The sequence below is a fragment of the Erwinia sp. PME.40.26/001 genome (genome assembly GCF_055556675.1).
The window spans coordinates 1-21,246 of the sequence record NZ_JBVHNP010000014.1 but is presented as its reverse complement, the minus strand read 5'-3'; the positions used below and the strand labels follow the sequence as shown (position 1 = coordinate 21,246).

Sequence of the window (21,246 nt, the reverse complement as noted above, 5' to 3'; positions counted from 1 at the left end):
AGAAGATGAGCAATGATGTAAATAGTGCTGTACCCGCGTCTGCAAATGATGATGAACCGGCGGGAGCCGCATGGACCGCTGTATTTTCCCTGGCAATGGGCGTGTTTGGTTTGCTGACGGCAGAGTACCTCCCTGCCAGTCTGCTGACGCCTATGGCCGCTGACCTGCAGGTGTCGGAAGCGCTTGCTGGCCAGGCGGTGACCGTGACGGCAGTCGTGGCCCTGTTTGCCGGCCTCCTTGTGCCCGGCCTGACTCGCCGGTTTGACAGAAGGGCCGTCCTGTTGAGTTTCACAGGACTGATGATTGCCTCCAATCTGCTCGTGGCATGTTCCTCAAGCCTGACCGTTCTGTTAATTATGCGAATACTGCTGGGCATCGCTTTGGGAGGGTTCTGGAGTATGGCCGCTGCCGTTGCCATGCGGCTGGTTCCCGCCAGGCTCGTTCCGCGCGCGTTATCCTTTATCTTCAGCGGCATTGCCGTGGGCACCGTGGTTTCGGTGCCGCTGGGCACTTACCTGGGGGGGCTTTACGGGTGGCGCAGCGCCTTTGTGGCAGCAACGGCAGTGGGTGTGCTGACACTCATCGTCCAGTTATTCACTCTGCCGCGTATGGCGGCGCGCAAAACGGTACGAACCGCATCGGTAACAGAGTTACTCCGACGACCCGGTATTGCCCCGGGAATGATGGGATGTGTGCTTGCCCACACTGGACAGTACGCGCTGTTTACCTATATTCGCCCGGCTCTTGAAAGCGTTACCCACAGTGACGTGAATGGTTTGTCTTTAATACTGCTTGGGTTCGGTGCAGCCAATTTTGTGGGAACGCTACTGGCCGGATGGCTGATGGAGCGCAGCCTGCGAGCCACCCTGGTGCTGATGCCTGCAATAGTCGGCGTAGCGGCATTGTTCATGATCTGGCTTCCCGTACAGTTAACCGGAATGATATTCCTGATCGTACTGTGGGGGCTGGCGTTTGGTGGTGTTCCCGTCGCCTGGTCTAACTGGGTGGCGCGAGCGGTGCCGGATCAGGCAGAAACGGCAGGAGGCATGGTGGTCGCATCCGTACAATCCTCAATCGCTGCCGGCGCTGCTGTAGGCGGGCTGATGTTTGGATTTAGTGGCGTTGCGGGCGTTTTTCTTACCGCCGGCGGCTTGATGTTGCTCGCTGCGCTTTTTATTGCCGTTAAGGTTCGGGTAGAACTGCCACAGCATGGCCAGTCTGACAGCCCGGCAACACACTTTTAGCTTAAGGTTCGGTGGCCCACGAATGGCGTCTTTGCCTGAACGGCGCCCTGTGCATCAACCTGACTGAGTGTTAACTACGGTAAACACATCAGGTCAACATGGCTCCGCAATGTAGCATTGAAGAATCGACGCGATCATTGTTACCTGCGTCCCGAATGGCTCAATGCCGGGCCTGGCTCCAGTCAGGCCTGGCATTGCATGCCAGTCGGGTATGTGCCAGAAGCAGACATTACAGCGGCGATGGTATTATCCTAAGCTCATTGCAATATCTGCTGTCTTTACTGACAGAAATTGCGCTGATGAACGGCTCCCAATACTAAATTTTTAATAGCTTATAAAAAGTTCCCTGAAAAATTATACTCTCAGTTTGTTGCTCAAATTTGATCTCTGAGGATGGATTTTTATGGCTCTTGAACCAGAAATAGCAAATCTCGTAAACGATTTCATCTCTGCAGGTCGTCCGTCATCGCGTAATCAGACGTTCCGGGAACGTCGGGATGGTTATGTCGCAAGCACAGCACTGGCTGGTAGTACTGAGACACGCGTAAATATTGAAGACATGATTATTGACAACATACCGTTGCGTATTTTCTCGCCATTAAATGAAAAGAAAGTGTTACCTACGGTTGTCTATTATCATGGTGGCTGTTTTATAAGTGGTGGTTTTTTAACGCATGAAAATCAATTGCGACAAATTGCTTTCCTGGGGGGTTGCCGTGTCGTTGCTGTGCAGTATCGTTTAGCGCCAGAACATACTTATCCTGCAGCACATGATGATGCTGAATATGCCGCTAACACTGTATGGAAACACGCACAAGCGTTAGGTATTGACCGTAATTGTATAACGTTAATGGGAGATAGCGCGGGCGGCCATCTTGCTCTGATAACAGCGTTGCGAGTGAGAAGTGCTGGGCAGTGGTTACCCAGACAGCTAGTACTCATTTATCCTATGCTGGATGCAACAGCATCATCTGAAAGCTATAAGTTAAACGGCAGTGATTATGTGATAACTCGTGATACGCTAATTACCGGTTTCGAAGCCTATTTCCCTAACACTAATTTTGACCACCCTGACGCCAGTCCGTTATTCCGTAATGATTTCTCGGGCTTGCCGCCAATACATATTATTACAGCGGAATATGACCCCTTGCGCGATGAAGGTGAAGCCTTGTTTGTTCGCATGACACAACAGGGGGTAAAGTGCACGGCACAACGCTACCTCGGCGTCATCCACGGCTTCTTCCAGCTCGGAGGAATTAGCCAGACAGCACGTAATCTGATGCGGGACATTTGCTCCCTGCTTCGTTCAGTTGATGAGCGATGACATACTTTTTTATCAGGTCATTACCTTATCGCTAAATCAGAAAAATAGCGGATCAAAGGCGAACCATGGCATAACGTCAGCTCCTCGCTCAAAGCAGACACTGCGCGGGTTACATCAAGCGTCCAGCGCCCCCACAAGGCCTTATTGAACGCTGAGTCATGCAGGCTTAGACATTTCAGGGAACGTCACGCGCATCAAGATGCCGTTACATAAAGGTCAGGTCCAGCCAGCGGCCAAATTTGTTGCCGACTTCAGAGACCCGGTACGCTGGTAAGGTATGAAAATCAGGCGGTCTGGCAGGATCCCGAAAGCCATTACATTCGTCGCCACGTGTCACCGGACCCTATCCCTGTCGACCTGGTCAGCATCGCCCTTCCTGCCAGAACGGCGGTGCCGATGCCGGCTATCTCCTACCGTTCCCGGCGTCAGGTGATCTGGGTGCTCGAAGGCAGGCTGACGCTTGAAGAAGGGCCGACGACTTTTGAGATGCTCACCGGGGATTGTCTGGCGTTGGGCGTTCCGGCCGATTGTGTTTTCAGGAATGAGACTGATGAGACGTGCCGGTATGCAGTGGTGGTGCTAAAGCCCGCCTGAAGAGCCCCATTACGCTGATGAGGTGAGACACGTTTTTCATCACCCCGGGTCAGCGATCAATCACTGCACGGGATGCGTATCGCCTCCCGTCGGGTAACCGGTGATTAGCCAGGCGACGTCAGGATGAATCTGACGGCCATCCACAACAGATAAATCCCCAGCGTAATCTGCACACCCCGCAACGCCCAGCGGGCATAGCGCCACGCATGACGTTCGCGGGCGTCAGCCGCAGCGATAACCGGATCCGCGTTAATGACTCTTTTATTCGGCCTGAAATCCAGCCAGATACTGACGACGACGGCTAAGGCGACAATCACTTTATACAGCACATTATGTTCCATCATTCCGTTCCCGGTTGTCTGATAAAAATCGTCCTTAATACTGAACGGGCATCCCCTCTGATGGCGAAATGCAGAGTGAGGGCATTCGCATTTGGCATGTCAGCACGGTTCATCCCTTCATACGGCTTTTTTGCCACTCATCTAAGTGGAGTGAAAAAAACATGCTCGGCGGTGCGTCATTCACATCATCAATGTCCCGGATATACCTCAGCCCGACGTTGTGCAGGACTTTTTGCGAGGCCAGATGGTTTCTTCTGACCATCGCACCTATCCCGGCCAGCGCGATCGTTTCAAATCCATAGCGGACGGCACGATCGGCAAATTCTGTCGCCAGACCTTTGCCCCATGCCTGCGTTGCAAAGCGATACCCCAGATTGTTAATCGACATATCGGCGACGCGGGCTATCTGCAGCCCTCCGAAACCGATGATGTTGTCAGGATTATCGAGAAGCGCAATGGCCCAGTGGCCAAACCCGTGACGTTCACGATGCTCTGTCCAGCGATGCAGAACCGTTCTCGCATGGAGAATATCCGGATATGGCCCTGCGGGATTGAACAGGTTGGTGGCAGGGTCACCGTAAATACTGAACAGGGCCGCCGCATCGGATGACACGACCGGCCGAAGGATCAGACGCTCAGTTTTAATTTCCACTTTCCCCCCCGGATGGGTGTTATCCGTCCATTCGCTGTTGATGCCTGTCCGCTTACTGATGTTAATCCCCTTCGCTGAAACCTGATACCGCATCTTCGGGGTAAGTTCAGCGCAAACCGTCATGTTTTTGGGCAACCGCTGACCTGCGGATAATGGCGACAGACCAGGTTGAGCTTATTCTTCGGCTCGAAACCGTTATCCAGCATGCACCGCTGAACCTGTGCGGCTTTACGTAGCGTCGGCACGTAAGGTAGCGAGCCCAGAGGTTGCGGATAACCACACTGATACATCACCACCAGCGCCTGCTTATCATTTTCAATCTGCTGTGTGAAATGCTGTGAAGCCCCCGCTTTACGCCAGGAGATCAGGGAATATTCGCTCACACCGTAAGCCGGATCAATCGGATTAAACCCGCTGTCTGCGACAAAAGGCAGTGCTTCAAGCTGTTTCTGACTCAGGGGGTGTCCCTGCTCCTGGCTGATGCAGGCCGGGGTATCATGAAAAACCCCCACGCTGCAGATTTTGAAACCGTCTTTACGGGTAAAGCCTTTATTTTCCATGCACTGGTAATAGAGCACGGACTCATTATACGTTTTAGGGATGTCGGGGCCAGGAAGTGGCACACCGCACTGCCCCATCGCGACCCGCACGCCATCGGTGTCCGTGTCAGGACGCTGCCACTGGACCAGGTCCGGTGCGGGGGGGCACCCTGTCAGCAGGAACACCGACGCTGTCAGCAGAGATAACGTCATCAGCGTTGCTTTTCGGCACATGAACATTCCTGTTTTATTATGATTTCAGCGCATCCTCATACTGCCCGGAATGTCCCTTGGCGACAACGGTGTTGCGCTTTATCCTCACGCAGAAACGTCCTTATTACCGTATCAACGTCGTCTTCACGAACGGATTTATCCCCGTCGATCCGCTGATAGCGGGTACGTATTTTTTTCAGTCCTGACGCTCCTTTTCGCCCATCACCCCTGTCATTGCGTGGCGGAGGGCAACAGGCCTGCCTGTGAATACCCCCGGATAAGCTCATCGAAGAGGCTAATATCATTCCGGCTGCGCGCCATTAACTGAGCACCTGCAATCGCGGAAAATATCGCCCGCGCCCGCGTCTCACCGTCCCCTGGACCGCAAATACCGGCGTCCTGAAGCTGCGCATTCAGCCATGCCACATTGATATCGGCGAATTTCTGCACCTCTGTTTTGACTTTATCTGGCAGGTCGTCATATTCAGCCGACATAAAACTCACCATGCACAACCGGTTCTCACTTTCCAGAGAACGGCGAAAAATATGGGGATAGCGAATCAGACTGTTGAGTGCGTCGCCTTCTGTTTCACGTATTGCCTGAAGATCCCGCGCCGTATCCTCCCAGTAGCGTTGTGCCACTGCCGCCCCCAGATCCGCCTTGCTGGCAAAATGATAGTAAATGCTTGCCGCTTTAATCCCGACCTCATCGGCCAGGGCACGAATGTTCAGGCCGGTGTACCCATGCGCCTGTGCTTTCAGGCGGGCCGCGTGAAGGATTTCATCACTGGATGTCTTGCTCATTATTTTTCTCCTGAAGAAAGCCATTATTCTAACACCTGTTAGTTAGGTGTTGACAACACAATCTCATGCGCCTACTGTTTTACCTACCAACTGTTAGTTAGTTTTTTTCTCTCAAGAGGCAATAATGAGCAACGCTATTTTTTATTCAGACGCAACCCAACTCGCCAGCATGATCCGCAGCCGCGAAATTTCCCCGGTGGAAGTCATGCAGGCCCACATTGACCGCATTGACGCCACTAACCCGGACGTTAATGCCATCGTGACCCTGGCCGGCGATGCGATGAAGCAGGCCATCGCAGCGGAAGCCGCGGTAATGAGAGGTGATGATCTCGGCCTGTTGCATGGCGTTCCGTTTACGGTCAAGGATTCGATAGACACTGCCGGCGTGCTGACGCAGCGCGGCTCGCCGATCTTTAAAGACCGTCGTCCTGATGAGGACGCAACCAGCGTAGCGCGTCTTAAAAAAGCAGGCGCTATCCTGCTGGCGAAAACCAACCTGCCCGAGTTTTCATACTGGATTGAGAGCGACAACCTGCTTTCCGGCCGTTCCAATAACCCCTGGGATCTGACCCGGACACCCGGTGGCTCCAGCGGAGGTGAATCCGCTGCTATCGCAGCAGGCATGTCTCCGCTGGGCCTGGGCACCGATCTGGCCATTTCCGTACGCGGTCCGGCGGCACAGACCGGCATCACATCGATGAAAGCCACGCACGGCAGCATTCCGATGACCGGGATCTGGCCCCGTGCGCCTCGCCGGTTCTGGCATGTGGGCCCGATGGCCCGCTCCGTACGTGATATTGCCCTGGCCTTTTCACAGCTGTCCGGCCCAGACGGGCACGATGCCTTTTCCAGTACCGCGCCGGTTTATCCGGATGGGCTGCCCGCGGCGTCCTCACGTCCGCTGCGAGTTGGCTGGATGACCGGTCCCGGCTTTGGCCCGGTCGACCCTGAGGTGGTCGCCGTTGTTAAGTCAGCGGCGGATGCGCTGCACGGCACCGGAGTGACAGTGGAGCACGTGGGTATTCCGGCTCTGGAACAGGATTTTGCGCTGGACGTATTCAACAGGCTGCACGTGATGGAAATGAAACCCGCTTTTGCTGCCGCAACGGCAGGTCGTCACCCTGACGAGTTGTATAAAATGGCAAAAACCATGCTGTCACTGCCGGACACCTCAATGTCCGACTATATCGATGCAGAGCAGGCAGCAGAAAGGCTGCGGGATGGTTTTGCGGAATACTTCTCCCGCTTTGATGCCCTGATCACGCACGTCCTTCCCGTGCAGGCACACAAGCACGGCGTAGCGCATTTTGTCATTGACGGACAAGAGGTGGATGCAACCTATCTGCAGGGAGCGACTGTCCCGCTTAACATCACCGGTTTACCCGGCATAGCGCTCCCCTTTGGAAAAAGTCGTGAGGGGATGCCGATTAACGTTCAGATAGTGGGAAAATGGCATGCGGAAAGAACCATTTTACATATCGCTTCACTGCTTGAAGCCGTCAGCCCGGTGAAAGGATCCCACCCGTCGCTCTGAGTATAAGCGGCCTCGCCGGGTGAGGTGAGGCCGGGTACACAGGTTCACGCCGATGTCAGCTGCGGTGTAACACGTTCCCTTTTCGCGCCAGGGATGGCGGAGTACCCTCCTTACTAACCCCCCTGTTTACCGCGTCATGAGGCAACCGCAGGGATTTCCCCGCGGTCAATCTCCGCGCCCCGAATTAACGCTGGGTAAGATAATTTTTTAGAATGTGTCCGGCAGAAAGGAGATGTTCAACCAAGCGGATACCTTCATCCGGGCTGAAAGGCAGCCCGACTCTGTAGCGAAAAGAGGTCAGTTATCGCCAGAAATTGATCCAGACAGGGATCGGGGCATTCCGGCGTGCGGATGCCTGGCACATCCTGCGCACTTTCCCTATCATAGGCGCATTATCCCCACCAGCCGAGACGCCCGTGCATTCGATGTTTGAGATGTTGCTCGCCGTGTTTGACCGCGCAGCGCTGATGTTAATCTGCCTGTTCTTTATTACCCGTACCCGTCACTTCCGCCAGCTGCTGCAAAAAGACGAGCATTCGCGTCAGGAGCTGATTGCGGTCACCGCGATTTTCTCGCTGTTTGCGCTGTTCAGCACCTGGACCGGGATCAACGTTGAAGGTTCACTGGTCAATGTGCGGACCATCGCCATTATGTCTGGCGGTATCCTGTTTGGTCCCTGGGTAGGGATTGCCACCGGCGTGATTGCCGGGTTGCACCGCTTCCTGATTGATATGGATGGCGTCACCTCGGTGCCGTGCCTGATCACCAGTATTGTTGCCGGAGTGGTCTCCGGCTGGATCAACCTCAGGGTGGCCAAAGAGAAGCGCTGGAGCATCGGTATTATCGGCGGCATGGCCTGTGAGTCCCTGACCATGCTGCTGATTGTCGCCTGGGCCTCCCCCACCTCACTGGGGCTGGATATCGTGTCGGAAATTGCCATTCCGATGATCCTCGGGGCCGTCAGTATCGGGCTGATCGTGCTGCTGGTGCAGAGCGTGGAGGGGGAAAAAGAGGCCATTGCTGCCCGTCAGGCCAAGCTGGCGCTGGATATTGCCAATAAAACGCTGCCGCTGTTCCGCCAGGTCAACAGCCATTCCCTGCGTCAGGTATGCCATATCATTCGCGACGACATTCATGCCGATGCGGTGGCGATGACCAATAATAAGCAGATCCTCGCCTATGTTGGCGTGGGGGAAGAGAACTATCACAACGGTGATGACGGTATCAGCCCGACCACCACAGCAGCGATAACCGAAGGTAAAATCATCATTAAAAACAATGATGAAGCCCATCGCACCCCGGAAATTCACTCGATGATCGTCATCCCCCTGTGGGAGAAGGGTGAGGTTACGGGAACGCTGAAAATTTATTACCGCCATGCCCACCGCATCACCTGGTCGCTGAAAGAGATGGCCGTCGGACTGTCGCAGATTATCTCCACCCAGCTGGAGGTGTCGCGTGCCGAGCAGCTGCGTGAAATGGCCAACAAGGCCGAACTGCGGGCGCTGCAGAGCAAAATTAACCCTCACTTTCTGTTTAACGCCCTGAATGCGATCTCTTCATCCATCCGCATTAATCCGGACACCGCGCGCCAGCTGATCACCAACCTGTCACGTTATCTGCGCTATAACCTTGAGCTGAGCGATGACGAGATTATCGATATCAAAAAAGAGCTCTACCAAATCAAGGATTACATCGCCATCGAACAGGCGCGCTTCGGCGATAAACTCACCGTGATCTACGACATTGAAGAGGACGTTAGCTGCTCGCTGCCCAGCCTGCTGATCCAGCCGTTGGTTGAAAATGCCATTGTGCACGGCATCCATCCCTGCCGGGGCAAGGGCGTCGTAACGCTAAGTATTCACGACCTGGGTGACCGGATCCGTATCGCCGTCCGCGATACTGGCAACGGGATCAGTGAGGACGTGGTGGCCAGGGTGGAAAACAACGAGATGCCGGGCAATAAGATCGGCCTGCTGAATGTGCACCATCGGGTGAAGTTGCTGTACGGTGAAGGACTGCATATTCACCGCCTTAACCCGGGTACGGAAATTGCGTTTTACATCAGTAAAAACGGTGTGGGTCTGCCGGAAAAACCGAGTATTTCAATAGCCTGAACCGGGAGACAGCGTGAAAGCGATCATTGTAGAAGACGAGTTCCTCGCCCAGCAGGAGTTAAGCTGGCTGATACGTGAACACAGCCAGATCGCTATTGAAGCGACGTTTGATGACGGTCTGGACGTGCTGAAGTACCTGCAAACCCATCAGGTTGACGTGATCTTCCTTGATATCAACATTCCGTCGCTGGACGGGATGCTGCTGGCGCAAAATATCAGTAAGTTCGCCGATAAGCCGCTCATCGTCTTTATTACCGCCTATAAAGAACATGCGGTAGAAGCCTTTGAGCTGGAGGCCTTTGACTACATCCTTAAGCCCTGGTCTGAAATGCGCATCATCACCCTGTTACGCAAGCTGGAAAACCACAGCCAGAGCCACTCTCCGCTGAATCAGACGGCGGTACGCCCTGCCCCGCACACCATTAACCTGGTGAAGGACGAGCGCATTATCGTCACCGATATCAACGACATTTATTATGCAGAAGCCCACGAGAAGCTGACTTTTGTCTACACGCGGCGGGAAGAGTATGTGATGTCGATGAATATCACTGAGTTTTGCAGCCGGCTGCCGGATGAGTATTTCTTTCGCTGCCACCGGTCTTATTGTGTCAACCTCAGCAAGATCCGTGAGATCGAGCCCTGGTTTAACAATACCTACATCCTCAGGCTTCGCGATCTTGAGTTTCAGGTCCCGGTCAGCCGCAGTAAGGTGAAGGAGTTTCGCCAGCTGATGCGGCTGTAACCGCCGCATCGCTGACGTGAAAGGCAGGGTTTACAGCACCCGCCCCAGGGTCTGACGCAGGTGAGCGCCCGCCCCGAGCAGGCCTGGCTGATCGTGGGTGATCAGATAGACAGGAATACCAGAAACGTAGTCTTTGAAGCGGCCTTTGTCCTCAAACGCGGCGCGGAAGCCGGAGGCTTTAAAGAACTCAAGGAAGCGCGGAACAATCCCGCCAGCGATATAAACGCCGCCGAAGGTACCGAGGTTCAGCGCCAGATTGCCGCCAAAGCGACCCATGATCACGCAGAACATCGACAGCGCGCGACGGCAGTCTGTGCAGCTGTCCTGCAGGGCGCGCTCGGTGACGTCACGCGGCTTCAGATTTTCTGGCACCCGGTCATCTGATTTAACAATCGCCCGATACAGATTCACCAGCCCGCCGCCGGAGAGAATACGCTCGGCGGAGACATGCCCCAGCTCCTCACGCAGCACTTCAAGGATCTGATCCTCTTCTTCACTGTTGGCGGCGAAATCGACGTGGCCACCTTCGCCCGGCAGGCTGACCCAGCGCTTATCCACATGCACCAGATGCGCCACGCCCAGGCCAGTCCCGGCACCGTAGACCGCAACCGGCTTATCCGGCACCGGCGCACCGCCGCCAAACTGCAACACATGCTCACTGGAGAGCATCGGGATCGCCATCGACACGGCGGTAAAATCGTTAATAATTTCCAGCGCCTCGAAGCCGAGGCTGGCTTTCAACTTGCTGGTCGAAAACGCCCAGTCGTGGTTGGTCATTTCCACCCAGTCTTCCGTGATTGGGCAGGCAATGGCGATGCAGCCATGTTGAATATCCTGCTGCTGTTCGTCGAGATAAGCGCGGATCACCGCTTCAAGACTGTCATATTCTGAAGTGGAAAAGGTTTTAGCCTGTGACAGGGCACCGTTACTGACGTCACACAGTGCCAGACGGGCATTGGTCCCGCCGACATCACCTACCAGGGCATAGCTGGTCATTATTGTTCTGCTCCGCTGAATTCAATTTCCTACACTATACCCAAAAACAGTCGAGTTGCATCAAGGCGACATCTGAATTACGCCTAAACAGACTTACCGACTGTTGCTCTGGTGCAGGGCCCGGGTGACCGAGGCCAGCAGCGGCGGGATGTCATCCGCGGGCAGCACCACTTCCACCAGCGACAGGCACGACTGCGGCGGCTGGAGCAGCAACATCACGTCCTCCAGCTGCACCGTCTGGGTCACACGCCAGCTCTGCGCCTGGCAATCAACGTTGAGTGCCTGGGGCAGACGCGTCCAGTCCCAGCTGGCAATATCGTTATAGCGCTGCTGCGCGCCGTGGATAGCCCGTTCAACGGTATACCCCGCGTTATTGAGCAGGAAAATAACCGGCTTCTGTCCGTCACGCAGCATCGTACCCAGCTCCTGTACCGTCAGCTGCGCGGAGCCATCGCCGATAATCAACACCACCCGCCGCTCCGGCTGGGCCGTTTGCGCGCCAAAGGCGGCCGGCAGCGTGTAGCCAATTGACCCCCACAGCGGCTGTACCAGCATCAGAACATTGTCCGGCAGACGCAGGGCCGCAGCGCCGAACGCTGCCGTCCCCTGCTCCGCCAGAACAATATCTCCCGGTCGTAAAAAGCGCTGTATGGCCTGCCAGAAGGTGCTCTGGGTCAGGCTGTCGGACGGGGCATTCTCCATCACCGGCGGGGCCACAATGCCCTGCCGCCAGCCCGCCCCGTGCCTGCGGGCCAGCGCATGCAGGACCGCCAGCGCTGCCGCCATCGGTATACCGGGAAACTCACGCCCCGCCACATGACAATCGTGCAGGTCAACTTCAATAGTACGGCTGCGGGTAATATGCTGGGTAAAGCCGGCGGTCAGCGTATCGGTATACTTCACGCCAATGGCGATCAGCACCTCGCTCTCTTCGATCACCGCCCGCGTACTCTCCGCGCTGGAGGCCCCGGCATAGGTTCCCGCATAGCCATACAGTCCTTCCGGCAGCACGCTTTTGCCCATCAGCAGGGTAGCAAAGGGCATCGGGACCTCAGTCAGCCAGTCGCGCAGGCGCTGCTGCTGCCCGGCGCGGTCAGCAAGAAAATCAGCCAGCATTGCCGCACTTCCAGCGCCGGCCAGCAGGGTTTCGGCCGCATCGGCGAAGGCGGCCAGCGACGCACTGGTGCTCGCGACGGTCAGCGCCAGCGGCTGTTCCGGCGGTGAAAGCGGGCTTTCGCCCACGTTGGTGGCCAGCAGCAGGTAAACCGGACGGCGCGCCGTTAAGGCCGAAAGCAGCAGCCGATCGATTTCGGCGGCAGCGTTACCGACCGTCAGCACGCTGGTGGCGACGGCAATCTCCTGATACATGCGCAAAAAATGGCTAAAGCTGCCGTCCCCCAGCGTATGGTGCAGCAGCTCGCCGCTGTTCTGTGCGGCTTGTGAGGGGGCCCCGACGATATGCACTACCGGCAGATACTCCGCATAACTTCCCGCCACGCCGTTAAGGGCGCTTAACTCACCGACGCCAAATGTGGTCAGCAGGGCCCCCGCCCCCCGGCAGCGGGCATACCCATCCGCCGCATAGGCCGCATTCAGCTCATTGGCACAGCCCACCCAGGCGAGGCGCGGATGATCGATCACATGATCGAGAAACTGCAGGTTGTAATCACCCGGTACGCCAAACAGATGATCGATTCCAATCTCATTTAAGCGGGCAAGCAGGTAATCACTGACGGTGTATTGCTTCATCGTCCTGGTCCTCTCTGGCATCTGCTTTCAGTATTAGCGATTATTTTCACTCTGTTATCGGAAAACCGCAGAACCAAATGGAAAGGGATCGTTACGCGCCAGGAATTATCTTTAAGTTGCGATCCGTCGCGCGATTTCATTTAGTGTAACCGTATACACTACTATGCTGTTTAGCGACCCTCCGTTTTCATTACAGGATTTATTCATGGTTTATCAAGCAGATACCCGTCGTTATGAGACAATGACCTATCACCGCACCGGGCGCAGCGGTTTGAAACTTCCGGCTATTTCCCTCGGTTTATGGCATAACTTTGGCGACAGCACCCGCGTCGATAACAGCCGCGAGTTGCTGCGTCATGCGTTTGATAACGGTATCACTCATTTCGACCTGGCCAATAACTACGGCCCGCCTCCCGGGTCAGCCGAAGAAAACTTTGGCCGCATCCTGCGCGAGGATTTTCGCGGCTATCGTGATGAACTCGTGCTCTCCAGCAAGGCGGGTTACACCATGTGGGAGGGGCCATATGGTGACTGGGGTTCGCGTAAGTATCTGATTTCCAGCCTCGATCAAAGTCTGCAACGTATGGGCGTGGAGTATGTGGACATCTTTTATCATCACCGCCCGGATGCGGAAACGCCGCTGGAAGAGACCATGACCGCGCTGGATCACCTGGTGCGTCAGGGCAAGGCGCTGTACGTCGGTCTGTCCAACTACCCGGCAGAGCTGGCTGCACAGGCTATTGCGCTGCTGAAAGAGCTGGGCACGCCGTGTCTGATCCATCAGCCAAAGTATTCGATGTTTGAACGTGCGCCGGAAAAAGGCCTGCTGGACGTGCTGGCCGACCAGGGCGTGGGCAGCATTGCCTTCTCACCGCTTGCGGGGGGCATGCTGACTGACCGTTACCTGAACGGTATTCCTGAAGACTCGCGTGCCGCCAGCGGCAGCCGCTTCCTCAGTGGCGATCAGCTGACCCCGGAAAAAATGGATAAGGTGCAGCGGCTGAATGCGATGGCGCAGCGTCGCGGGCAAAAACTGTCGCAGATGGCGCTGGCCTGGGTACTGCGCGGCGACCGCGTCACCTCGGTGCTGATTGGAGCCAGCAAAACCAGCCAGATTGATGACGCCGTGCAGATGCTGGGCAACCGCAACTTCAGCGCAGATGAACTGGCGGAGATTGACGCAATTCTTGGCTGATCTTCATCGACGATCCTCTCAGGGCCGGTCGGAACACCCCGGCCCTGTCATTACGCCCCGTTGCAGATAAATCCCAAATCCACGTATTCCGCACATTTTCAGAGTTCCCCAGGCGTAACGGCGAGGAACTGTTTATATTGTGCCTCTACGGTGGCGCAGTCAGGCCGCTGATAAAGGAGATAATATGAAACGCATCTTGCTTATTGCCGCTTTGCTGGCAAGTTTATCCCCGCTGGCGGTACACACAGCTTACGCCGACAGCGCCCGTATCACCCTGGCTCCAGGTATTACACTGCATTTAGGCGATCGCGACGATCGGGGACGTTACTGGGACGGTGGCCGCTGGCGCGACAACCACTGGTGGCGCAATAATTACCGTTACGATGAAGGGCGCTGGTGGCGACACGAGCAGTGGCGACGTCATCAGGAGATGCGCCGCCACCATCAGTGGGAAAAGGAGCGCCGCTGGCGCGACCACGATCGCCGGCGCGAGTGGCGTCATCATGAAAATGAACGCCGTCATGATGAGCGCGACCGCCACGATCGTCACGACCGCTGGTAATTTTTCAGGGCGACCCGTAACCGGGCGCCCTGTTATTTTATGACAGGATCAAAGGTTCATTGCCATGGCCACCAGCAGGTAGCCGTTTAATACCACCACCACCGCCACAATCACCCAGCCAATACTCTGCATCAGCCGTGAATTCACCATTTCGCCCATCAGATCGCGGTTGCCGGTAAAGGCCAGCAACGGCACCAGCGCCAGAGCAATACCAAAGCTTAACAGCACCTGACTCATCACCAGAATACGCGTCGGCTCCCAGCCCGCCATAATCACGATAAAGGAGGGCAGCATGGTGACCACGCGCCGCACCAGCAGTGGGATATGGAAGCGGATAAAGCCCTGCATCACCACCTGACCGGCCATAGTGCCGACCACGGTAGAGGAGAGCCCCGCCGCCAGCAGGCTGAGACCGAACACCACGGCGGCCGCTTTACCCAGCAGGGGATCCAGCGTCAGATAGGCCTGGTCGAGATCGGCAATGCCGCTGTGACCGCTGAAGTGAAATGCCGCCGCCGCCGTCGCCATCATCGCCAGATTAACAAAACCGGCAATGGTCATGGCAATGGCTACGTCCAGCTTGGTCGAGGAGTAGCGCTGCGCGCGCGTGCCGCCCTCGTCTTTTTGCGTCAGGGACGAGTGAAGGTAGATAACATGGGGCATAATTGTCGCCCCCAGCACGCCCGCCGCCAGCAGGACAGCATCGGCCGTTGGCAGGGAAGGCACTGCCATGCCGTGCATCAGGTCGATCACTTTCGGCTGCGAGAAGAACAGCTCAATCACATAGGCGGCAGCAACAAACAGCAGTAATCCGCCAATGATAAACTCCAGCGGCTTCTGCCCGCGGCTTTGCAGCATCAGGATCAGGAAGGTCGCGACCCCGGTGAGCATCGCCCCCTGCAACAGACTGACGCCAAACACCAGCTTGAAGCCAATCGCCGCGCCGATAAACTCCGCCAGGTCGGTCGCCATAGCGATAATTTCCGCCTGCACCCAGTAAAACCAGACGGCCGGGCGTGGGAAGCGGTCGCGAATATGCTCGGCAAGGTTTTTGCCGGTGGCAATGCCCAGTTTGGCAGACATCAGCTGGATAACCATCGCCATCACATTCGCCCACACCACCACCCACAGCAATGTGTACCCGTAGGAGGCCCCGGCCTGGATATTAGTGGCAAAGTTACCGGGGTCGATGTAGCCAATCGCCGCGATAAAAGCGGGCCCCATCAAGGCAAACTTGATTTTACGATTACTGCGAATGTTCTGCTCCGCAGTGCGGCTTCCGAACATAGTGTTTACCCCTGAAACGATGACCTGACTGTCTATGCTGCCCTTTATTGATCATGCTTATCAAGGGCACAGAGAACGGTTATTTTTATCGCTGTGATAGCCAGCGCTATAAGGTATAGCAAAGGCTATACTTTAAAACAAACTACGGTAAACTCAAAAAATGAGCAACCTTTTTTACTGTAGGATATTCGGAAATCACTTACCAGCTAAAGGGTCATTATTTAATCAAACAGGGCTTGTCAGCCCGCGCATAATCGAGGATAACGTGCCTGAAGATAAGGTAAGTCGTTAAGTTTTGGTGAAAACATGTGACGTCTCATGCTTTTCTGCAATCTGCTGCAATAGGGAATTGTTATATTGCGGCGTAGATCTCGTTTTTCCCGTTCTTGTTACATAGAATGTGCAACGAAATATAACAGCCCTCAAATTTGGAGCAAACATGTCCCGCATTCTGCACTTTGCTTTGGCACTGGCGGTGGTCGCCCTGCTGGCCCTTCTGGTCAGCCGCGATCGTAAAAATATCCGTGTGCGTTTTGTCATACAGCTTTTAGTCATTGAAGTTCTGCTGGCCTGGTTCTTCCTGACCTCAGAAGCCGGTCTGGGTTTCGTCAAAGGCTTCTCAGACCTGTTCGAACATTTACTGAAGTATGCGGCGCAAGGGACTAACTTCGTCTTCGGTAATATGAGTGATAAGGGCCTGGCGTTTTTCTGGCTCAACGTTCTCTGCCCTATCGTCTTTATCTCGGCGCTGATCGGTATTCTGCAGCACTTCCGCATCCTGCCAATCATTATCCGTGCTATCGGTACTGTACTGTCGAAAATCAACGGCATGGGTAAGCTGGAATCTTTCAACGCAGTGAGCTCACTGATTTTGGGACAGTCAGAGAACTTTATTGCCTATAAAGATATCCTCGGCAAGATGTCAGAGCGCCGGATGTACACCATGGCAGCCACCGCTATGTCGACCGTTTCTATGTCGATCGTCGGGGCGTATATGACCATGTTGCAGCCAAAGTATGTCGTGGCTGCGCTGGTGCTGAATATGTTCAGTACCTTTATCGTGCTGTCGCTGATTAACCCGTACCGCGTAGACAGCGAAGAAGACCTGAAGCTGGGTAACACCCATGAAGGTCAGAGCTTCTTTGAAATGCTGGGGGAATACATCCTCGCCGGGTTCAAAGTGGCCGTTATCGTAGCCGCGATGCTGATCGGCTTTATCGCGTTGATCTCGGCGATTAACGCCCTGTTCGATACGATCTTTGGCATCAGTTTCCAGGGTATCCTGGGGTATGTGTTCTACCCGTTCGCCTGGGTTATGGGTGTACCAAGCCATGAAGCCCTGCAGGTCGCCAGTATTATGGCCACCAAGCTGGTGTCTAACGAGTTTGTGGCGATGATGGACCTGCAGAAAATTGCCGGTACGCTGTCTCCACGCGGTGAAGGTATCCTCTCCGTGTTCCTCGTCTCGTTCGCCAACTTCTCGTCTATCGGTATCGTTGCCGGGGCAATTAAAGGCCTGAATGAGGAACAGGGTAACGTCGTGTCGCGCTTCGGCCTGAAGCTGCTGTACGGTTCTACCCTGGTGAGTGTGCTGTCGGCATCGATTGCCGGTCTGGTACTGTAATCGCCTGGCGGGGCCTCTGGCCCCGCTTTCCCCTCCCCCCTGCTTCTCTCTGTACGAACCTCCTCCTACGCTTCAACACGCCCTGTAAGCGGTTAAACAACGCATAAGCCTAGCCGTCGGCGATCCTGTCGCTGAAAGCGGTCCGAAAGGGATACGGAATACGGGAAACGAAAAAAAATCCGCCTGAGCAGATTGTGGGTTTAATCAGGGAAGGATAAGAATTTGGTGGAGATAAGCGGGATCGAACCGCTGACCTCTTGCATGCCATGCAAGCGCTCTCCCAGCTGAGCTATACCCCCAAGCCGGAAAACTGTGTCGTGTTGACGGCGGGGATAATATGAAACGGTGGGGTTGGTGTCAACGCTAAAATAACAATCTGAGATCGATCGCTGAAAAAGCCGTCAACGCAGGGCAAAAAGCGATAACTCCCTGTTTTCCACCCCCCTTTCTGCCGCGGCCTTTTCCGCGATGACTTTCTGTTAATGACGCGTTAATAACAAGGTTAAAAGCTACTTGTTTTTGTTAATCGACCATGCAAAACTGCGCCCGTTTTTTGATGCCATGCCCTGCTCTGCGCTGGATGGAAGCCTTTTTTAGCGGACAGCGGAATCTGGCGCCCTTTCCCGTTATTAATTTCACCAGAGCGAATATGTCTTTGCACACACCAAAAGAGATTTCAGCTGTCGCGGTTCAGGCAGGCGTGATCAAAAGCCGTACACCGGTATCTTCTCTGCTTATTCTTGGTTTCCTTGCCGGGGCGTTTATCGCATTTGGCTTTCTTCTCTATATTCACGTCGTTAACCAGCTGCCGGCAGACTGGGGATCATTTGGCATCCTGCTGGGTGCGGCGGTATTCCCGGTAGGGATCATCCTTACTGTGCTCGCCGGGGGAGAATTACTGACGGGAAATATGATGCTGCTGCCGGTGGCATGGTTCGCACGCCAGATCAGCGCACTCAGCGTAATGCGTAACTGGTTCTGGGTGACCCTGGCGAACTTTATTGGCAGCATCACCATCGCGTGGTTCTTTGGTCATATGTTAGGAATGACGGAAGGTGACTATCTGAAGAAGACGGTGGCGATTGCCAGCGCAAAAGTGAATGCTGATTTCCTCCATGCCTTTATTTCCGGTATTGGCTGCAACTGGCTGGTCTGCCTGGCAACCTGGATGGCTTTTGCCAGTAAAGATGTGGTCGGCAAAATTTTCGGCATGTGGTTCCCCATTATGGCTTTCGTTGCCATTGGCTTCCAGCACGTGGTGGCCAATATGTTTATTGTTCCGGCCGCCATTTTTGCCGGTTACCTGAGCTGGGGAGAGTATCTGCCTAACTTTGTGGCCGTCTTCCTCGGTAACGCCGTGGGTGGTGCCATATTTGTTGGCCTGGCCTACTTTGTCGCCTTCCGCGCACCGCCGTCAGAAAGCCCCGTTTCACGCTGACATCACGCTCCCCTGCGGCTGTGGGGGAGTGTTTTTTGAACCGTCGTCAGATTTTGCGCATTAATCTGTCAAGGTTAGTAATTTGTGTTAGTTGTTCACGTGATGAATTGTTGTAATATGCTAGCGACTTTATTCGGCAAAAGGGACAAGAACGTGAAAAAGGATTGGTTAACGCCGGAAGAACTGGCACAGCAAACAGGTTTTAGCAGACAAACGATTAATAAGTGGGTGAAGAAAGAGAACTGGACTACTGCACCGAAACCCGGCGTTCAGGGTGGAAAGGCACGCATGATTCATATTGATGACCGCGTAAAAGTATTCTTAAAATCCACACGTCATGCTGCAGAACCTCATGCCCAATATCGCGTGAATCAGAATTCACTTCCTGCGCTGTTAATCACCTCAATCCAGCAATTGAGCAGTGATGAACAGGATAAGCTGGCAGCCATGCTGCTTCGCGAAGGAATACAGGGAATTTTGCAACGACTGGGTATCAGCAATTGAAATAAAACCCGGCCAGATGGCCGGGTTTTTTATTTTATACCTTCTCAGGCTTCGCGAGTGGCAATAAACGCCAGCGCTTTCTCAATACGCGCCACGCTGCGTGAACGACCAATGGCGTGGACGGTCACATCCAGCGCCGGAGACTGCCCGGCACCGGTAACCGCCACGCGCAGCGGCATCCCCACCTTGCCCATCCCGACTTCCAGCTCATCGGCTGTTGCCTGAATCGCATGATGGACGTTTTCTGCCGTCCAGTCGGTAATCGCAGCCAGTTTGTCACGCACCACTTCCAGCGGCTGGCGTGCTACCGGACGCAGGTGTTTTTTCGCGGCATCGGCATCGAACTCATCAAACTCTTCATAGAAATACCGGCAGGATGCCGCCATCTCTTTCAGCGTCTTGCAGCGCTCACCCAGCAGCTTCACCAGCTGTGCCAGCTCAGGGCCGGTACGGGTGTCGATTTTTTCCTGCTCAATGTGCCACTGCAGATGGGTCGCCACGTACTCAGGTGCCAGGCTGTTGATGTAGTGATGATTCAGCCACTGCAGCTTTTCCGTGTTGAAGGCGCTGGCCGATTTGCTAACCGCATCAAGATCGAACAGTTTTTTCATCTCATCGATGGTGAAAATTTCCTGGTCGCCATGTGACCAGCCCAGGCGAACCAGATAGTTCAGCAGCGCTTCCGGCAGGTAACCATCATCGCGGTACTGCATCACCCCTACTGCCCCGTGGCGTTTGGACAGCTTTTTGCCATCATCCCCAAGGATCATAGAGACATGCGCATACACCGGCACCTGGGCACCAATGGCTTTCAGGATGTTAATCTGGCGCGGGGTGTTGTTGATATGGTCTTCGCCGCGAATGACGTGGGTGATCTCCATATCCCAGTCGTCGATCACCACGCAGAAGTTGTACGTTGGCGCACCGTCGGTCCGACGAATAATCAGGTCATCCAGCTCCTGGTTGCTGAACTCAATCGGGCCACGGATCTGATCGTCAAAGATGACCGAACCTTCCTGCGGGTTGCGGAAACGCACCACACACGGCTCATCATCGGCATGATGCTCGTGGCTGTCGCGGCAGCGACCGTCATAACGCGGCTTTTCGTTGTTCGCCATCTGGTGTTCACGCAGCGCTTCCAGACGCTCTTTAGAGCAGTAGCACTTATAGGCACTGCCCGCTTCCAGCATCTGATCGATAACGCTGTTGTAGCGGTCAAAACGTTTAGTCTGGTAGTACGGGCCCTCATCCCAGTCGAGATTCAGCCAGTTCATGCCATCCATAATGGCATCGATCGCCTGCTGGGTTGAACGCTCCAGGTCGGTGTCTTCAATACGCAGCACAAACTCTCCGCCCTGATTGCGGGCAAACAGCCAGGAGTAAAGTGCGGTACGAGCGCCGCCCACGTGGAGGTATCCAGTTGGGCTTGGAGCGAAGCGGGTTTTGATTTTCATTAATGAATGCCTTATTACGCGGTGGCTAGGGCCTGGTCGGAACAAACTTTTAGGGGAAACATTCTATCACCTGCGGGCGAATCCTCAACGCCAATCCCTGTTTGCAGCATGACAGAGCAGAGACTTTCCAACAGCAAACCTCTGTTTTTGCCTGAAATGGGAACATCCTGACTATTTTTACGACGAACACACATTTTACGCGGAAAAAGCGTTGACTCATTTCCGCGCTTCCCTATAATGCGACTCCACACAGCGGGGGTGATTAGCTCAGTTGGTAGAGCATCTCCTTTACACGGAGGGGGTCGGCGGTTCGAGCCCGTCATCACCCACCAT

The 21,246-nt window shown here is 54.9% G+C and carries 18 protein-coding genes, 2 tRNA genes and 1 pseudogene; 12 read left to right on the top strand and 9 right to left on the bottom strand.

Annotated elements, in window-relative coordinates; all coding sequences use genetic code 11:
- Positions 1-5 precede the first annotated feature (5 nt).
- The 3 genes and pseudogenes from ACZ3HG_RS21920 to ACZ3HG_RS21910 all read left to right on the top strand — a co-directional run.
- Positions 6-1,244 (top strand): MFS transporter, encoded by a 1,239-nt coding sequence (locus ACZ3HG_RS21920; RefSeq protein WP_191936804.1) that lies wholly within the window; start codon positions 6-8, stop codon positions 1,242-1,244.
- A gap of 403 nt (positions 1,245-1,647) precedes the next feature.
- Positions 1,648-2,568: an alpha/beta hydrolase gene (locus ACZ3HG_RS21915; protein ID WP_191934798.1), complete on the top strand. Its 921-nt coding sequence runs from the start codon at positions 1,648-1,650 to the stop codon at positions 2,566-2,568.
- Between the two features lie 261 nt (positions 2,569-2,829).
- Positions 2,830-3,162 (top strand): annotated as a pseudogene (locus ACZ3HG_RS21910) (LacI family transcriptional regulator); the annotation flags it as partial.
- 104 nt (positions 3,163-3,266) lie between these two features.
- Here ACZ3HG_RS21910 and ACZ3HG_RS21905 read toward each other — a convergent pair.
- The 4 genes from ACZ3HG_RS21905 to ACZ3HG_RS21890 all read right to left on the bottom strand — a co-directional run bounded on the left by ACZ3HG_RS21905 (position 3,267) and on the right by ACZ3HG_RS21890 (position 5,711).
- On the bottom strand, positions 3,267-3,506 hold the full coding sequence (locus tag ACZ3HG_RS21905) for a hypothetical protein (RefSeq protein ID WP_191934797.1): 240 nt from the start codon (positions 3,504-3,506) through the stop codon (positions 3,267-3,269).
- A gap of 106 nt (positions 3,507-3,612) precedes the next feature.
- Entirely contained in the window at positions 3,613-4,155 is a 543-nt protein-coding gene (locus ACZ3HG_RS21900) for a GNAT family N-acetyltransferase (protein WP_465334398.1), read from the bottom strand.
- Between the two features lie 119 nt (positions 4,156-4,274).
- Positions 4,275-4,928 (bottom strand): hypothetical protein, encoded by a 654-nt coding sequence (locus ACZ3HG_RS21895; protein WP_191934795.1) that lies wholly within the window; start codon positions 4,926-4,928, stop codon positions 4,275-4,277.
- Positions 4,929-5,138: 210 nt separating this feature from the next.
- The gene (locus ACZ3HG_RS21890) at positions 5,139-5,711 is read right to left on the bottom strand and encodes a TetR/AcrR family transcriptional regulator (RefSeq protein ID WP_191934794.1); all 573 of its coding nucleotides are present in this window, start codon (positions 5,709-5,711) and stop codon (positions 5,139-5,141) included.
- Positions 5,712-5,835: 124 nt separating this feature from the next.
- On the opposite strand from ACZ3HG_RS21890, the gene ACZ3HG_RS21885 reads away from it, so the two are divergent.
- The 3 genes from ACZ3HG_RS21885 to ACZ3HG_RS21875 all read left to right on the top strand — a co-directional run bounded on the left by ACZ3HG_RS21885 (position 5,836) and on the right by ACZ3HG_RS21875 (position 10,104).
- Entirely contained in the window at positions 5,836-7,245 is a 1,410-nt protein-coding gene (locus ACZ3HG_RS21885; RefSeq protein ID WP_191936809.1) for an amidase, read from the top strand.
- A 434-nt stretch (positions 7,246-7,679) separates the two neighbouring features.
- Complete coding sequence (locus ACZ3HG_RS21880) at positions 7,680-9,362, top strand: LytS/YhcK type 5TM receptor domain-containing protein (RefSeq protein WP_465334464.1); 1,683 nt, start codon at positions 7,680-7,682, stop codon at positions 9,360-9,362.
- A gap of 13 nt (positions 9,363-9,375) precedes the next feature.
- Positions 9,376-10,104 carry a LytTR family transcriptional regulator DNA-binding domain-containing protein gene (locus tag ACZ3HG_RS21875; RefSeq protein ID WP_191934791.1) on the top strand — a complete coding sequence of 243 codons (729 nt, stop codon included), beginning with the start codon at positions 9,376-9,378 and terminating at the stop codon, positions 10,102-10,104.
- Between the two features lie 30 nt (positions 10,105-10,134).
- Here ACZ3HG_RS21875 and glk read toward each other — a convergent pair whose 3' ends face one another.
- Together glk and ACZ3HG_RS21865 are read right to left on the bottom strand one after the other, a co-directional pair.
- A complete protein-coding gene (glk, locus tag ACZ3HG_RS21870) occupies positions 10,135-11,100 on the bottom strand; it encodes a glucokinase (RefSeq protein ID WP_191936811.1) in 966 nt (321 codons plus the stop codon).
- A gap of 93 nt (positions 11,101-11,193) precedes the next feature.
- Complete coding sequence (locus ACZ3HG_RS21865; protein ID WP_465334394.1) at positions 11,194-12,849, bottom strand: alpha-keto acid decarboxylase family protein; 1,656 nt, start codon at positions 12,847-12,849, stop codon at positions 11,194-11,196.
- A gap of 205 nt (positions 12,850-13,054) precedes the next feature.
- Between ACZ3HG_RS21865 and mgrA the strand changes: the two genes are divergently transcribed.
- A complete protein-coding gene (gene mgrA / locus ACZ3HG_RS21860; protein ID WP_465334392.1) occupies positions 13,055-14,044 on the top strand; it encodes an L-glyceraldehyde 3-phosphate reductase in 990 nt (329 codons plus the stop codon).
- A gap of 184 nt (positions 14,045-14,228) precedes the next feature.
- Positions 14,229-14,606 carry a DUF2502 domain-containing protein gene (locus ACZ3HG_RS21855; RefSeq protein WP_191934787.1) on the top strand — a complete coding sequence of 126 codons (378 nt, stop codon included), beginning with the start codon at positions 14,229-14,231 and terminating at the stop codon, positions 14,604-14,606.
- A 48-nt stretch (positions 14,607-14,654) separates the two neighbouring features.
- Here the strand turns inward: ACZ3HG_RS21855 and ACZ3HG_RS21850 are convergent, their stop codons facing one another.
- Positions 14,655-15,893: an Nramp family divalent metal transporter gene (locus ACZ3HG_RS21850; RefSeq protein WP_191936814.1), complete on the bottom strand. Its 1,239-nt coding sequence runs from the start codon at positions 15,891-15,893 to the stop codon at positions 14,655-14,657.
- A gap of 439 nt (positions 15,894-16,332) precedes the next feature.
- Between ACZ3HG_RS21850 and ACZ3HG_RS21845 the strand changes: the two genes are divergently transcribed.
- Positions 16,333-17,517, top strand: a complete 1,185-nt coding sequence (locus ACZ3HG_RS21845; protein WP_191934785.1) for a NupC/NupG family nucleoside CNT transporter — start codon at positions 16,333-16,335, stop codon at positions 17,515-17,517.
- A 223-nt stretch (positions 17,518-17,740) separates the two neighbouring features.
- Here the strand turns inward: ACZ3HG_RS21845 and ACZ3HG_RS21840 are convergent.
- Positions 17,741-17,816, bottom strand: a tRNA-Ala gene (locus tag ACZ3HG_RS21840).
- Positions 17,817-18,166: 350 nt separating this feature from the next.
- Here ACZ3HG_RS21840 and ACZ3HG_RS21835 point away from each other — a divergent pair.
- A complete protein-coding gene (locus ACZ3HG_RS21835; RefSeq protein WP_191934784.1) occupies positions 18,167-18,955 on the top strand; it encodes a formate/nitrite transporter family protein in 789 nt (262 codons plus the stop codon).
- Positions 18,956-19,108: 153 nt separating this feature from the next.
- On the top strand, positions 19,109-19,459 hold the full coding sequence (locus ACZ3HG_RS21830; RefSeq protein ID WP_191934783.1) for a YfeC-like transcriptional regulator: 351 nt from the start codon (positions 19,109-19,111) through the stop codon (positions 19,457-19,459).
- Positions 19,460-19,503: 44 nt separating this feature from the next.
- Here ACZ3HG_RS21830 and gltX read toward each other — a convergent pair whose 3' ends face one another.
- Positions 19,504-20,913 carry a glutamate--tRNA ligase gene (gene gltX / locus ACZ3HG_RS21825; RefSeq protein ID WP_191934782.1) on the bottom strand — a complete coding sequence of 470 codons (1,410 nt, stop codon included), beginning with the start codon at positions 20,911-20,913 and terminating at the stop codon, positions 19,504-19,506.
- Between the two features lie 256 nt (positions 20,914-21,169).
- On the opposite strand from gltX, the gene ACZ3HG_RS21820 reads away from it, so the two are divergent.
- Positions 21,170-21,245, top strand: a tRNA-Val gene (locus ACZ3HG_RS21820).
- The last annotated feature ends 1 nt before the right edge of the window (position 21,246 follow it).